This window comes from Sedimentibacter sp. MB31-C6 (genome assembly GCF_035934735.1).
Classification (GTDB): Bacteria; Bacillota; Clostridia; order Tissierellales; family Sedimentibacteraceae; genus Sedimentibacter.
Window position 1 is genome coordinate 183,543 of the sequence record NZ_CP142396.1, and the last position, 15,621, is coordinate 199,163.

Annotated in this window: 17 protein-coding genes and 1 tRNA gene; 2 read left to right on the forward strand and 16 right to left on the reverse strand. The window is 28.6% G+C overall.

The window, feature by feature from the left end; all coding sequences use genetic code 11:
- The 11 genes from U8307_RS00890 to U8307_RS00940 all read right to left on the reverse strand — a co-directional run bounded on the left by U8307_RS00890 (nt 1) and on the right by U8307_RS00940 (nt 7,863).
- Nucleotides 1–573, reverse strand: a complete 573-nt coding sequence (locus U8307_RS00890; protein ID WP_326909345.1) for an electron transport complex protein RnfA — start codon at nt 571–573, stop codon at nt 1–3.
- Nucleotides 574–586: 13 nt separating this feature from the next.
- Nucleotides 587–1,183: an electron transport complex subunit E gene (locus U8307_RS00895; RefSeq protein WP_326909347.1), complete on the reverse strand. Its 597-nt coding sequence runs from the start codon at nt 1,181–1,183 to the stop codon at nt 587–589.
- A gap of 9 nt (nt 1,184–1,192) precedes the next feature.
- A complete protein-coding gene (locus tag U8307_RS00900; RefSeq protein WP_326909349.1) occupies nt 1,193–1,768 on the reverse strand; it encodes an FMN-binding protein in 576 nt (191 codons plus the stop codon).
- Entirely contained in the window at nt 1,768–2,700 is a 933-nt protein-coding gene (locus U8307_RS00905) for an RnfABCDGE type electron transport complex subunit D (RefSeq protein ID WP_326909351.1), read from the reverse strand. Before U8307_RS00905 ends, U8307_RS00900 begins: the two co-directional genes overlap by 1 nt.
- 12 nt (nt 2,701–2,712) lie before the next feature.
- Nucleotides 2,713–4,044 carry an electron transport complex subunit RsxC gene (rsxC, locus tag U8307_RS00910; protein WP_326909353.1) on the reverse strand — a complete coding sequence of 444 codons (1,332 nt, stop codon included), beginning with the start codon at nt 4,042–4,044 and terminating at the stop codon, nt 2,713–2,715.
- A 161-nt stretch (nt 4,045–4,205) separates the two neighbouring features.
- Nucleotides 4,206–4,751: an ATP-binding protein gene (locus tag U8307_RS00915; protein WP_326909355.1), complete on the reverse strand. Its 546-nt coding sequence runs from the start codon at nt 4,749–4,751 to the stop codon at nt 4,206–4,208.
- A gap of 46 nt (nt 4,752–4,797) precedes the next feature.
- Nucleotides 4,798–5,490: a PHP domain-containing protein gene (locus U8307_RS00920; RefSeq protein WP_326909358.1), complete on the reverse strand. Its 693-nt coding sequence runs from the start codon at nt 5,488–5,490 to the stop codon at nt 4,798–4,800.
- Nucleotides 5,487–5,819: a DRTGG domain-containing protein gene (locus tag U8307_RS00925; protein WP_326909360.1), complete on the reverse strand. Its 333-nt coding sequence runs from the start codon at nt 5,817–5,819 to the stop codon at nt 5,487–5,489. The genes U8307_RS00920 and U8307_RS00925 overlap by 4 nt, the downstream gene beginning before the upstream one ends.
- A gap of 26 nt (nt 5,820–5,845) precedes the next feature.
- Nucleotides 5,846–7,081, reverse strand: coding sequence for a [Fe-Fe] hydrogenase large subunit C-terminal domain-containing protein (locus U8307_RS00930; protein WP_326909362.1), 1,236 nt, complete (start codon nt 7,079–7,081; stop codon nt 5,846–5,848).
- A gap of 12 nt (nt 7,082–7,093) precedes the next feature.
- Nucleotides 7,094–7,519, reverse strand: coding sequence for an ATP-binding protein (locus tag U8307_RS00935; RefSeq protein WP_326909364.1), 426 nt, complete (start codon nt 7,517–7,519; stop codon nt 7,094–7,096).
- Nucleotides 7,501–7,863, reverse strand: coding sequence for a DRTGG domain-containing protein (locus tag U8307_RS00940; protein WP_326909366.1), 363 nt, complete (start codon nt 7,861–7,863; stop codon nt 7,501–7,503). The genes U8307_RS00935 and U8307_RS00940 overlap by 19 nt, the downstream gene beginning before the upstream one ends.
- Nucleotides 7,864–8,148: 285 nt before the next feature.
- On the opposite strand from U8307_RS00940, the gene U8307_RS00945 reads away from it, so the two are divergent.
- Nucleotides 8,149–8,234 (forward strand) — tRNA-Leu (locus U8307_RS00945).
- A 72-nt stretch (nt 8,235–8,306) separates the two neighbouring features.
- Here U8307_RS00945 and U8307_RS00950 read toward each other — a convergent pair.
- Nucleotides 8,307–9,053: an SH3 domain-containing protein gene (locus U8307_RS00950; protein ID WP_326909368.1), complete on the reverse strand. Its 747-nt coding sequence runs from the start codon at nt 9,051–9,053 to the stop codon at nt 8,307–8,309.
- Between the two features lie 157 nt (nt 9,054–9,210).
- Here U8307_RS00950 and U8307_RS00955 point away from each other — a divergent pair, with 157 nt between their 5' ends.
- The gene (locus tag U8307_RS00955; protein ID WP_326909370.1) at nt 9,211–9,963 is read left to right on the forward strand and encodes a hypothetical protein; all 753 of its coding nucleotides are present in this window, start codon (nt 9,211–9,213) and stop codon (nt 9,961–9,963) included.
- 177 nt (nt 9,964–10,140) lie between these two features.
- Here U8307_RS00955 and U8307_RS00960 read toward each other — a convergent pair whose 3' ends face one another.
- The 4 genes from U8307_RS00960 to U8307_RS00975 all read right to left on the reverse strand — a co-directional run bounded on the left by U8307_RS00960 (nt 10,141) and on the right by U8307_RS00975 (nt 15,593).
- On the reverse strand, nt 10,141–10,683 hold the full coding sequence (locus tag U8307_RS00960) for a site-2 protease family protein (RefSeq protein WP_326909372.1): 543 nt from the start codon (nt 10,681–10,683) through the stop codon (nt 10,141–10,143).
- A gap of 13 nt (nt 10,684–10,696) precedes the next feature.
- The gene (locus tag U8307_RS00965) at nt 10,697–11,329 is read right to left on the reverse strand and encodes a M23 family metallopeptidase (protein ID WP_326909373.1); all 633 of its coding nucleotides are present in this window, start codon (nt 11,327–11,329) and stop codon (nt 10,697–10,699) included.
- A 135-nt stretch (nt 11,330–11,464) separates the two neighbouring features.
- Nucleotides 11,465–12,178 carry a nucleotide-binding protein gene (locus U8307_RS00970; RefSeq protein ID WP_326909374.1) on the reverse strand — a complete coding sequence of 238 codons (714 nt, stop codon included), beginning with the start codon at nt 12,176–12,178 and terminating at the stop codon, nt 11,465–11,467.
- A 37-nt stretch (nt 12,179–12,215) separates the two neighbouring features.
- Entirely contained in the window at nt 12,216–15,593 is a 3,378-nt protein-coding gene (locus tag U8307_RS00975) for a penicillin-binding transpeptidase domain-containing protein (RefSeq protein ID WP_326909376.1), read from the reverse strand.
- Between the last annotated feature and the right edge of the window lie 28 nt (nt 15,594–15,621).

Consider the following 15,621-nt stretch of genomic DNA (forward strand, 5'->3'; position numbering starts at 1 on the left):
TTATATTTGTAATCCTGAAAACCCAAGGAATGCAATAGACATTAAGCCTGCAGCTACTAATGCTATAGGTGAACCCTTTAATGCTTCTGGTACATCAGCTGAATCAATTTTTTCTCTTACTCCTGCAAATAAAACTATTGCAAGTAAAAATCCACCTGATGTAGCAACAGAATTTACTATTGCTTCAATAAAGTCGTATTCTTTTGTTATATTTAAAATTACTACTCCTAAAACAGCACAATTTGTAGTAATCAACGGCAAATATACTCCTAATGCTTGATATAAGCCAGGACTTGATTTTTTCAAAAACATTTCAACAAATTGAACTAATGCTGCTATTATCAATATAAAAGCTATTGTTTGTAAATATCCAATTTCAAAATAATCCAATAAAATTTGTACCAAAAATGTTATAACAGCTGACAAAGTTATAACAAATATAACTGCAATACCCATGCCTGCTGCTGTTTCTATTTTCTTTGAAACGCCGAGGAATGGACAAACTCCCAAGAACTGTGAAAATATAATATTATTTACTAAAAACGATGCTATAAATAAACTAACTAATTCCATCTATCCTAACCTCCTACGCTTTCTTTTTTCTAGTTAAAAAATTTACGAGACCTATTAACAATCCAAGTGCTATAAAAGCTCCTGGAGGCTGTACCATTATCATCATAGGTTCAAATGATTCTCCCATTATCTGAAAACCAAAAATAGTTCCGTTACCTAAAAACTCTCTAATCGCAGCTAGAAGAGTTATAGCAAAAGCAAATCCTATACCCATACCCAAACCATCAAATATAGAATCAGCAACTCCATTTTTTGATGCAAAAGATTCAGCTCTACCAAGTATAGTACAATTAACAACTATAAGTGGTATAAAAACACCAAGAGCCTTATATAAGTCATAAGTATAAGCATGCATAAACATATCAATAATTGTAACAAATGTTGCTATTATTATAATAAAAGCAGGTATACGTACTTCATCAGGTATAACTTTTCTCAATAAAGAAATTACTATATTTGAACCTACTAACACCACGGTAACTGCAACTCCCATTCCTATTCCATTAATAGCTGATGTTGTTATGGCAAGTGCAGAACACATTCCAAGCAATTGAACAAAAATAGGATTTTCTTTCAAAAGACCATTTTTAAATACTTTTATCTTATCCATTTTTACCTCCTATTTATTCAAATATTGATTATAGATATTAATTGCATTATTTACAGCACTTGTAAAAGATACTGAGGATTTTGTCGCTCCTGTAATGGCATCATAACCATCATCAGGTATTTCAGCATTGGCATCCATATCTATAAACTGATTTTTAAATTCAGGTTCTGCTACTTTACTACCAAGACCTTGTGTTTCTTGTATTGTTGTAACAGCTATTCCAGTAATTTTACCCTCTGGAGAAACGCCTACAAATAATTCTATATCTCCACCATATCCTGAAATAGTACTAAAAGTTTTTATTGCATATCCTAATTGATTACCTGAACCATCAACAGCTGTCATTAAATCTACAAATTTTGTATTATCTGTTTTAATTGATTCAACTAATGCCGTATCTTCATACGGTTCAAAGATTTCTGAACCTGGCATTACAGCTTCTAATATTGCAGGATCCATACTAGCTTTTGCTTCAACTTCAGCAATTTTATCTTTAGTGAAATCATTTGTAAAAGCCAATACCCCACCAGCTATAGCTGAAATCAAACACAAAACGCCACCTAATTTAACTATGTTATTTTTCATTATTTAGCACCTCCAAAAAGCTTAGGTGTTACATACTTATCTATTAAAGGAGTTAAAATATTCATAAGTAGTATTGAATATGATACACCTTCTGGATATCCGCCAATTTTCCTTATTATCATTGTTAGAATTCCTGCACCTATTGCATAAATAACTTTACCTCTATCAGTTATAGGACATGTTACATAATCTGTAGCCATGAAAAATGCTCCAAGCATTAATCCTCCACCTAAAACATGATATAACATCATACTTCCGCCATCTACAAAAAGAGCTAATATTGCAACAGTTCCTATATAAAATACAGGGATTATCCACTTAATTACACCTCTGTAAATCAAATAAATTCCACCTGCTAATAATAGCAACGCTGAAGTTTCTCCTAAAACTCCTGGTATATTTCCAACAAGCATATCAAACAATGATGGCAATTCACCTGTAGCACTCCCTTTTATAATTGATAATGGAGTAGCTGAACTTACTGCATCAGTTACTGGATCTATCCATCCAGTAGTTAAATGAGGATTCCATGAAGCCATTAAAAAAGCTCTACCAGCTAATGCTGGGTTTATGAAGTTAAAACCTATACCACCAAAAATTTGTTTTGCAATTGCAATTGCAAAAGCAGAACCTAATACTGGAATCCACCATGGTGCTGTTGGCGGTATATTAAATGCCAATAATATTCCTGTTACAACTGCACTTAAATCAGTTACAGTTATTGGTTTTTTCATAATTCTTTGACAAATATATTCAGTTACAACTGCTGAAACTACAGAAGCGATAACTAAAATCAATGAATTAAATCCAAAATAAAAAATACTTGCCACTAATGCCGGTAGCAATGCAATAACTACATCTAGCATTAATTTCTGGGTCGTCTCATCTGTTCTAATATGAGGTGATGATGAACCTATCAATTTATTTTCCATCTATTATTCCTCCTATTTAGCCTTTTTGCGTTTAGTTAAAATTTCTTTTTTTGCAACACGTATCGTTTCAACCAAAGGTCTCTTTGCTGGACATATAAATGAACAAGATCCACATTCGATACAATCAGTTGCATGAAACTTATCAGCTTCTTCAAAATTATTTAATATTGCTTGTCTGCTGATCATATATGGCTGTAAATTAACGGGACATATACTTACACATTTTCCACATCTAATACAATTAGATGGTTCTGGAACTTCTGCATCCTTTTTATTAAGTACAAGTATACCTGAAGTTCCTTTGATAACTGGTACCTCATCAGTATATTGAGCTATTCCCATCATAGGTCCACCGTTAATTAATTTACCAGGCTCCTCAGAATAACCACCACATTGTTCAATTACATCTTTAAATAATGTTCCAATTCTAATATATAAATTTTTAGGATTTTGTATTGCACTTCCTGTAACTGTTGTTACTCTTTGAATAACGGGCATTCCTGTTGCAATAACATTTCCTATAGTTGCAACAGTCCCTACATTGTCTACTATACAGCCAACATCCATTGGAAGTCCGCCAGAAGGTACTTCTCTGCCAGTTATAGCATTAATAATTCTTTTTTCATCACCTTGTGGATATTTTGTTTCTAGAGATACTACCTCTATTCCTTCATAATCAGCCACAATTTTCTTCATAACCTCAATTGCATCAGGTTTATTCTTTTCTATAGCAACGTAAGATTTATTCACTCCTACTGCCTTCATAATTGCTCTTAACCCTAACAATACTAAATCTGGTTTTTCTAGCATTATTCTGTGGTCAGCTGTTAAGAAAGGTTCACATTCTGCTCCATTAACTATTATAGTATCAATTGGCTTATCTTTCGGTGGACTTAGTTTTACGTGAGTTGGAAAACCTGCTCCACCCATTCCTGTTAAGCCAGCTTCTTTAATAATTGCCAAAACTTCTTCCTTAGATAAGTCTTCAAGTTTTCCCTTTGGCCTTACAGATTCGTGAATTTCAAATAAACCATCAGACTCAATAGTAATGCAACTTACTTTAGCACCTGTTGTAATTTGATGCACATCAATTTTCTTTACAGTTCCAGATACACTTGAATGTACTGGTGATGAAACAAAAGCTTTAGATTCTCCAATCTTTTGTCCTACTTTTACTTTTTCTCCTACTGTAACTAAAGAATCACAGGGGGCTCCTATATGCTGTGATAATGGAATCACAACTATATTAGGTTCTAAAGCATTTTCAATTGCTACATTCTCAGTTTTCGTTTTATGATGAGGGGGATGTATTCCGCCCCTGAATGTAAACACCTTTGCGCTCATAATATCACCTCTTGTTTAAGTTTATAATATAATTAACAATCCTAAAAATCAAACAAATTGATTATATCAGATTTACATTTATTTTTAAATACCTATTTTAAAATTTTTATCATTTATTTAATTTTTTTGCAAGGTTTTGTTATAAAATTTCAAATATTATGTTAATAATTATATAAATTCTTAATATTTTCATTAATATATTCTTTAATCCAAAGTAATACACTGCTTTCGTTTATATCAACATTTTCTAATATTTCTTTAATTTCAGTTGTACTTACTGAAAATGTTAACATATCTACCTTATGTTTATATATTAACTCACAATCTACTAAAGAATTAATAATTGTCATAATTGTATCACCAATATTTCCCAAAGGTGCTCTATCAATATTACTTCTTTCAAAGCAGCATTCTACCTTTGTTCCCTTTCCAATTGTAGAATCAATTGTTAAATTTCCGTTACATCTTTCACAAGCCTCTTTTAACATAGGAAGCCCTAAACCTACTTTTCTGGTTTTCCGTGTTGTATAAAAAGGATTTGTTACTTGATTTAGAATTTCTTTACTCATACCATTACCATTGTCATTAATTATAATTTTTAAAACATCATCCTTTATACTGTCCATTATTTCTATTTCAATTAATGACGCATTGGCTTTTACACTATTCATAGCAATATCTAATATATGCATGGACAATTCCTTCATACTAACCTCCTAGCAGGCATTAAATAAAAAGTCGCATAATGCGACTTTAATATATCTTTAAATATCTATAGACATCCTCTATTGAATCTAAATTCATAAAATTTTCGGGTTCAGATATATCTACTAACTGATGTGCATCCGAATTTACTAATTTTATATATTTTTTTAATTGTTTATCCTTTATCTCTTCATTTGAAGTAACTTCAATAAAATTCAATTCTAAATCGATAGGTATAAATCCTAATACACCTAATATACCATTTGATTTTTTATATACATGTGCAGGAACAGTAATTCCGTGATATCTCTTTGATAAATAATAAATATCTTCTACAGAATAACTTGTTGCATTTATTAAAAGTTTATCTAATTCTCCAATTTTTTCTTCATTATGATTGTAAATATTTTGTTCTCCAAAAATTTTAGTATTATTTTTAATATTTGGTAACGAATCATATATTACATTGCCAAATGCCAAGGCGTCATCAAGAGCTTTAAAATAACATAATATATGAACTTCTTCTTTGGTTGTTACTTCTATTCCAGGAATTACCTTTATGCCCATTTTTTTTCCTAAAAATGCAATAGCTGATAAATTCTTAGTTGTATTATGATCAGTAATAGAAATGATATTCAAACCTTTTATATAGGACATATTAATAATATTATTGGGCGTCATATCACTATTTCCACATGGAGATAAATCAGAATGAATATGCAAATCATAATAAAATTTCATTTTATACCCATGGTGTGCAATCTACAAGCCACTTGATATGCACTATCCTTAGTTTTGAATATCGGTATATCTAATTCTTTTGCTTTATTTAAAGTTTCATCTTCAATTTCCATACCTTCAACAATAATTATGCATGATAAATCTAAGAGTTCTGCAATAGCTACAATATTGACATGAGTTTGTATTGTAATCCAAAGGAAATTTTCTTTCGCCTTTGACATAGCAATACTTAATAAATCTCCAATATAAACACCTTCAATTTGTATTTCTTTATTTGTAACTAATAATGGTTCTAATTTTAAATTACTAGCTAAATCCAAATTCTTCATATACCCCTCCAATATATTTAATCACTTCATGAATTAGCTCTTAAAACAACACATTCAAATATAGTCGATTGACCATTGTAAATGTCTTCTGCATGAGAGAGACAAGTAGGCGACCCACAAGATCCACAATCTAAGCCAGGGAGTATTGCCAATATTTGTTTAATTTCCTCATTCTTTTTTAATGCTTCTTTTATATTAATTTTATTTACACTTTCAGTATCCGGAAATTCAAATTCAAAAAACCCTTTATTGTATAACTTTTCAAAACATTCTAAATCAGAATTAATTGGTTCTCCATCTAATGTATTTAATATATACTTATTATTACTGCTTGCTATAAATGGATTTATAACATTAAAAGTTCCACCTACACAACCTTGAACACAGGCCAATACCTCAACATAATCAACTCCTGACAACTTGCCATTTTCTATTTCTTCTAATATCTGTATTACATTTTCCATTCCATTTACAGCAATAAAGTTTGTCAATTTAGCAGATTTTGATTGTCCGCCACACACTGACCACTTTAAGCCACTTAAAGATGGATAAGAGCAAATTAAATTGTCTTCCTTTACAACTTTTTGATATAATTCCCCATAAATTTTATTAAGAGGTATTACCCAATCAACAGAAGGTCCAAGATTTCCTATAGGATCAGTAACTGCTAACAATTTAGCTGGACATGGAGTAATATAAAACACGCCTATATCCTTATCTTCTAAGTTAAACTTCTTTCTAGCGTTATTTCTTGCTAGAATACCTGCAATTTCCATAGGTGTCTTCAATGCAATTAAATTTTCTGTTAAAGATGGATATCTTATATTTATAAGCCTTAATGTAGCTGGACAATTAGTGTTTATAAATGGTCTGATGTCTTTGTTATTATCTATTTTTTTCTTTATTGCCTTAGCAACTAGTTCTGCAGCCCAACTTTCATCATATACATAATCGAATCCAAGTTTTAAAATTGCATTCTGTACTACACATATATCAGTTCCTCTCGGAAACTGACCATAAATAGTAGTAGATGGTATAGCAATTTTACATTTATAAGCATTCGTTTCATTTTTCCACTCAATACATTCAGGAGAATATGCTCCATATGAACACGCTCTTATACATTCTCCACAATGTATACATTTTTTATGATCAATTATAGCTTTACCATTCTTTATTCTAATCGCCTGTGTAGGACACTTTTTCATACAGTTAGTGCATCCCCTACATTTTTCTTTATCAAACATAATAGAAAAATTCATTTGTCAATCCCCCTATATAAATATCGTCAATTCTATTAAAGTGCCATTTTTATCCGATATTATTTTAAATATATCAGAGTATTTTTTCATATTAGGTAGTCCCATTCCAGCTCCAAAGCCTAGCTCTCTTACCTTATCAGTTGCTGTTGAATAACCTTCAGTCATTGCTAATTCAACATTGTCAATTCCTGGCCCTATATCCTTCGATATTATTATAATTTTATCTTCATATAAGTCACAATAGATTTTTCCCCCTAAAGAATGAATAACAAGATTGATTTCTGCTTCATAAAAAACTATTGCAATTTTCCTGATAACTTTAGAATCAATACCTAATGATTTTAAATTACTTTTAATATAACTTGAACTTTTGCCTGCAGTAATAAAATCATTAGAAGTTATCTCAAAACTAAATCTTTTTAATAAGTCGTTTGCCATTTCCGATTTCCCTTCATGCCGTTTTTATATAATAACCCGCATGTTTCGAACATAATATTATCAGTAGCAAGTATAGTTAAAGAATTTTCAACAGCTAAATCAATTATATCTGAATTTGGTACTTTTCCTCGTACAAAAAGCACGGCAGATATATCCATTATTTCAGCAGTTCTAATCACCTGAGGATTACTTAAACCAGTAATAAGCAAAGTTTCATCATTTGCATAGGCTAATACATCACTCATTAAGTCACTGGCAAAAGCATACTCAAATTCTTTCTCTTCATTACAAAATTCAGTTAAAACTTTCGCATTAACAATTTCAATGATTTCTTTGATTTTCATATTGTCCCCCAAGACTTAATATTATTTTATTATTAATTAATAATTTTCATCCTTCACGTATATCTATAATTTAATAAAATTTCTCTAATTTTATTATGTTTTAACATTCTGCATCCTCACCTTTAGAGGTGGTTTTATACATTCATCTCATTTTGTAAATATTATAATATAATTATAATATAAATACCGTCTTTTCACAAGAGTATTTGAAAAAAGGTATGCAATTTTAAAAAATTATCTTTACAAAATATAAATCTTCTATTATAATAATAAAGCACTATAAATGCGGTTGTGGCGGAACGGCAGACGCACTAGCTTGAGGGGCTAGCGAATGAATATTCGTGGGGGTTCAAGTCCCCCCGACCGCACCAAAATATAATAAATAAGATAAAAAAATTTAGAGATAATCCTAAATTTTTTTATCTTATTTTTAAATTTATAAATTATTGTAAAGTAATATATTGAGAAAATACATATCCAATTGTACCATTGTAGTTTATATTATACCAATCACCAACTTGCTCGATTATAGTCACAGTAGCACCATTAGGTGCCATACCTATTACAGGTGCATTTAATGATGGACCATTTCTAATATTTAAATAGCCACTAGTTAGGGTTACTAATCCAATTTGTTCTTCTTCAGGCGGAACTACTTCAGGTTGCCCATAAAAATACTCAGCAATTGAAGTAGCAATTACATTTCCAATTGAATCAATATTATTTGTTATCCAATTTGCATCTTCTATATTATCATGATAAGCAACTTCTATTAAAACAGAAGGTGCTCTTGTTCTTGAAACTTCTCCAAGGCTAGTTGTAGGAACAATTGATACAAGATCAGGCAAAGGATAAATTTCTCGAAAATTCTGTTGAAGAATTTCAGCCATTCTTAACCCATCAGCACTAGTTGGATAGTAAAAGGTAATAACACCTCTATTCTGACCTGCTTGTGCCTCCCCTGATGCATTAGAATGTATAGCTACATGAAAATCATAATTTCCTGCATTAGAATCTCGTATAGACGAACCAGCTGTCATTTCTGGTGTGTTTCTTGCGTATTCTATCCCGTACTGTTGTAAGTATGGTATCATTGCATCAGTTACTAAATTCATCCAGTATTCCTCATTTCCCTCTGTTACATAGGGATTAAATTCTTGTGTCGAAGGACTTAAATATATTGTAGGCATTTCAAACCTCCCTTTTTATAGTATTCAACATTGTTGTTTATCCTATTTTATGCCACTTTATAAATCCTGTTCTTAATTTAAATTACGTATATCTATTTTTATGAATTAATATTATTTATCATTCTTAATCATATAATATTATTAGGGGGATGAAAAAATGATTAAAAGAATATATAACTGTTTATATAAAAGAATCTTTATTTTTATTTTTATATTTTGTATAGTAATAGTGTTTTTTTCTTTAACTAATGTTCATTCTAAAAAAATAGTATTCAGTAAAATAAACCCAACTGAAAATATAAATAAAAAAGTAATTATAGACAATTGCGAAAAGTATAACATGTCTATTTATTACCCAAATACAAAAAACAGCAAGGTTAACAATAATATAAAATTTATTATTAATAATTATAAAAGAAGGATAAAATATGATACTAAACATTTTATTCCAACTGATGATAAAGACAAAGTAATAATGAATATAGATTACAATATTACTAGCGTTAATAAAGAAATAATATCAATTATTTTCTTGGTAGATTACAGATATGGACAAATAACTAATAAAGAAATAATTACAAAGACATATAACTTATCTACAGGAGAAGAATTATATTTAAATGATATGTTTGATGAAAAATTAGGATATTCAGATCTCTTATCTATTAAAGCTAGAGAAGCTCTAATAAACAATAAAAAGATTGATAATAGAAATTTAATTTACTTTATAGATGATATTAACTTTAGTAATATTAAAAGTTTTGATGGTTATACTTTTTCTAATTCACATTTATCTATTTATTTTAACTCTAATAAACTCTCATCAAAATTTATTGATATTTATGAAATACAAATACCATGGATAGAAGTAGAACACCTGCTTAAAAATAATATATTGCTAATTAAATAGGGCAAGCCGCGGATTTCCGCGGCTTGAGGCAAAAAATTTAAGAGGCATTTATAAATTAACATTTACAAATGTAATATCATTATACTATTATATTAAAAATAATTCAAATATTTTTTTATAAATTGTAAATAGATTGTTTAACCCAATAGTAAATCATTACCTTATCTTAAAATTCAATTATTTATAATATCCATTAAAGTACTTTTTTCTTTTATTCTTATAATAGCTAACTTTAATATTTCTTTCCATTAAAATCATGTTTTCTTCAATTATACCTTTTAATCCCATAATAATTAACAATAAATAAACCCATATTTTATATCTATAAATAATAATCAAAAAGCATACAATAAAAAAACTATTTGTCATTATAATATATCTAGAGACAACTTTAGAATTCAAAAAATATTCTAAAATAGATTTGCAAATATTTCCTCCATCTAAAGGCACTATAGGAACTAGATTTACAAAAGCCAAAAAAAAATTAATTTCTGCGAAGTATTTATACAATGAATTTCGAAGAACTATGTATAAAACAATATTACAAAACGGTCCAGAAAAAAACAAAATAATTTTTTTAAATAAACTAACGTTTTCTAAATCAGCATTTATATTAAATCCAAATATTGTAATTTTTACTTTATCGAATTTTATATTTAAGATAATCGCAGAAAATAAATGAGCAATTTCATGAATGGCAAGAGCAATAAATATTGCCACAATTTTCGTCTACCTAATGTGTTAATTCAAATAATTTTACTGGATTAATAGATTCACCTTGTTCCCAAACTTCAAAATGTAGTAACTTGCTTTCTTTGCTCAATGCTCCTATTATATCGCCCTTAGAAATATTATCTCCTTCTTTTACAAAAGCTTCATTTAATTTACCATAAATAATCGTCTTATTACCTTCTTCAATAACTACATAATTAGATAATTTTTCATTATTTCCAACTTGAGTAACAGTACCAAATGATATAGATTTCACAGTCTCAGTGTTTGATAATATATCTATCCCATGATTATAATAAGTCTCATCTCCACTTTTATTCAAACCATAGTCTTGATATATTGTGCCAATAACAGGAGCAACAAACTCTGAATTTTCTTTAGAAAAAAATGGAATACTTTGTTTTATATCTGTTACAAAATTTAAAATATTTTTTTTAACTGTCGTTGGTTCAATTGTTTCGTTAAGTTTTTGATCTGCAGTATTAATAATTTGTCTTGTTGTATCTGAATTTACTTGCTTTGTTATTATTACTGCAGTTACTAGTACTATACTAAAAACTACTTGTAATGCTAATTTCTTATTAAATTGTTCCTTTCTTTTAATACTAATTCTTTTTTTAGATATTTTATTCATTCCTAAACTCACCCCTTCACTATATTTTATTAAAATATTACAAGCTTTATTACAAAATAAAAAACTTTTGTTATATTTTTCAACAAAAGTTTTTTATTTTAGTTTCGTTTCTAATCATAAATTAATATCCCATCATCAAACAATAGAATTTATTTTATTAATTATTTCTTTTATACCATCATTAAATATATTTTCTTCTTTGTTAAAGAAAAAGTCATTTGATAATGTAACATATCTTGAATCTTCCTCAATAATAGCCGTTAGTTCCTTTTCTATCATTTTTTTTAGATCACTTATTTTAAGCATAATTCCTTTTTTAGATTTTTTCTTATCATATCTATTTATTACAACCATTGAACTATCTAATGAAAATTTGTTTGCAATATCTATATCATTATTTATTTCTTTTACACTTGAGTAGTCATTATTATTAACGCTTACAATGATATCAATATTGTTAAAATCCACAAAAGATAATTCTATTGTTTTATCTATATCAACAATTATAATATCATATTTATTCTTTGCAGCTATTATCAGTTTCGAAAAATTTTCTCTTTTTACTTTATTTAATTTATCAAAAATTCTAGGATATGGAAGTATGCTTAAGTTTTCTGTAATATCTATTATTGCCTGTTCAACTGAACAGGTGCAATCCAACACGTCTTTAATATCATATATAATATCTTCATTAACATTTAAGTATTCCGATATTTTCTTTTTCCCAGATGATAAATCCATAAGAAGAACTTTCTTACCACTTTTTGAAAGTTCTACACCAGTTTTAATTGATATAATAGTTTTTCCTATTTCATTTTTTTGAGAACTAACTAAAATTACACTACCCATTTTTTATCTCCCCTATTTTTTTAACAATATAAATACTCTATTGCGAAACCGTATTGTTTGGAATTGTATTATTTAGTTTAAGATACTCGCCTATGACCTCTCTAACAATTGGAGTTGGATACCTTCCCGAACCACCTTGAAAAAGCACGCATGCAACAGCAATTTGTGGATCATCATAAGGTGCAAAAGCAACATACCATGCAAATTCGTCGTAAGGCTCACCAGTATCGGGGTTAATTCCTTCCTTTTGTGCTGTACCAGTCTTGCTTCCAACTCCAACAGGGAAATTAGCATAGGGCTTTGCACTATCATCTAAAGATACAAGCCTCATTCCTTCTTTTAATACATCAAAATAACTGTAGTCATTTACTTCAATTCTTTCAGATTCTCTTAAAGGTTTGTAATTTGTTTCTTTATCATCATATGTTTTAACATCTTTAATAACACTTACATTATGTTTATAACCACCACTTGCAATCATAGCAACATAATTTGCCATTTGCAAAGTAGTATATGAGTTATTTCCTTGGCCTATACTTATATTTAAATTATCTCCTGCATTCCAAACAGCTTGATTTATATATGAATATTTAATTATATCAACTAAAGGAATGTTATTATCATTAGTTTTATCTGGATTTAATCTTAAAGCTTTAAGTTCATCATAAACTTCTCCTCTTGTCATTAAATCATCACGATCAATCCAACTCACGATTTCTTCAACTATTTCATTTTTCATACCTTCATCAACTTTATATCCATCTTCTAAATATCTTTCTACATTAGCTTCTAGAAATATTCTTAGGTACATTCTAATATTTAACTTTTTTCCTTCTATACTAGGTACTCCACCGGAATATTCCTGAGGTATGTCTATTTCAATGCCTGTTTTGCTGTTTAAACCAAATTTATTTGCTGTTTCAATAATATCCTCTGCATCAACTTTAACAGTATGTTTTTGATTTGTAGCTAAATTTTCTCCTAATACAGTTGTATAAAAGTAAAAATTACAAGAATTCATAATTGCTTCATACATAGTTTGATATCCATGAGAACCACCATACATATTATAAATCCAACAACTAAAATGTCTATCTCCAACTTCCATAGTTCCAGCACAATATACCTTAGTATTAGGATTTACACCTTTGTCTAAAGCAGCTAAAGCTGTAACCATTTTAAATGTAGAGCCTGGCTGAATAGCAGTTAACATAGAAATATTATAAAGTGGTCTAGGAGCTAATGGATTTTTAGATTCATTTATAAGACTATTCCAATCCTCACTAGAAATACCAGTTGAAAACAAATTCAAATCATAAGAAGGATAGTTGGCCATTGCTAATACTTCTCCTGTTTTTACATCTAGCGCAACTAAGGCTCCTGATTCAGCATTTTCATATTTATCTACAAAATTAAAATCTCCCCATTCACTTTCAAATACACCCCCTACATGAATTTGTTCAAGACCTTTTTGCAAAGATTCTTCAGCTTTTTTTTGAAGATTTTTATCAATTGTAAGATACAAATCATCTCCAGGTATTGGTGCCTCGCTTGAAACAGACCTAATAGTCTTACCAACATTATTTACTTCAACAGTTTTTTTACCTTTTTTTCCTACTAAGTACTCTTCAAATTTTTCTTCTATTCCAGTTTTCCCTATTATATCATCAGGACTATATCCTTTTTCTGTAATATACTCCTGTACTTCATAGTCCTGTGCAATTTTGCCTAAATAACCTAAGATATGCGCTGCAGAATTATTTTCCGGATAATATCTAAGAGGTTCAATTTCTACATTAATTCCATTTAACTCATGAGATCTTTCTGATATCATTGCAACAGATTTTTCTGAGATACTATAACATATATCGACAGGATGATATGACAAATATCCAATCTTGTTATACCTTTCTCTTATAACTAACATGTTTCTTAATTCATAATCATTTATATTAGAATCAATATCCAAAGAATCTTTTAATAAATTAAAAACTTCTTCAGCAGTATAATCTTTAGAATCATCAATTGATTTTACATTTTTAGTAATCCAATTCTTTTTATTTCTAATTGGTGTGTATTCCCAATCTGCTATTGATATTGATGGGTTTTCATATTTGAGCAACTCTATTTGAGCATAATATTTCACATCATCATTAGTAATGAGGTTGTATAACACGTCAAAATTTCTTACTGCTATTTCCTTTATAAAATCAAAAGCAATTGTATTATTATCTAAATGTAATTGGTTTAAATATTTGTTTTTTATTTCTTCATCAGTATATTCAAACATTATATATTCGCCATTTTCAGTGAAATTCACCGGCAAATCAGGATATATTTCTGTTAGCATTTCTATCAAATATTTACCTGGAATAAATTTTTTATTCCCTGATTGATATACTCGTTGTAATAAGTTGTTTATTGAATTATTAATTGTGAGAAGAACAAAATCATCTTTAGCAGAAGTTGTTTCTGTTATTCCTTCATACTTCATTATCAAATTTCGTTTTACACTTTTATACTCATTATCTTGAATAAATGAATATTCAACAAGTTTAATATTGTCTGCCAAACCTTTTGTTTGTAAAAATTCATAAGAAAGTCGTCTTATCTTTGAATTTGAAAACAAATTAGTAATGTAATTATTTTTTTTGATTAGTAATTGTCCCACCACAATATCAGGACTTGAATTTTTACTCAATCCATTTTCTTCAAGCCATATTTTAATTGAATCTGTTTCTATTTCTTCAGTATTATCATTATTGTTTTCAATATTTTCTTCTGATTCTACTGTTTCTCTAATAAAAATATATTGCCCATCTACTAAATCAATGGGAATGTCCATATTCTTTTTAATTAATTCCAAAACTCTTTTTTTAACATTAAAATTTTCATTATAAATTTGTGTTTCATAATTTAACCATTCAATTATATTTAACTTAATTTCTTCAATTACCTTATCATGTGCTGTTTTATATATACTGGATATAATTTCTTCATTTGAATTTTCATCAGCTATTATATTCTGTACATTTTCTATATCTTCATTAATATACTCAAAGGTGTCTAATTCAATAGGAAATTCATCTATAGGTCTTTCTCCATTTTCATCAAGTATTTTGGATAAAATATAAGATACTTGATTAAACTGGTTGATAGGAAGTTCATCTGTATACATCTGTACAGTAAAACTTGTAACATTATCAGCAAGTATTTCTCCATTTCTATCAAAAATTTTGCCTCTTGGAGCTTTTACTGGAATATCCTTAATTTTCTTTATATCGGCTATTGCTCTATAATCCTCCCCTTGGACTATAGTAAGAACTGCCATTCTAAATCCAAGAACTATTAGCAAAAAAACGATAATTATATAAAATATATTAAATCTATTTTTAAAAAATTTTTTTAAAGCCATCTTATTTCACCATATAACCTTTTCTTTA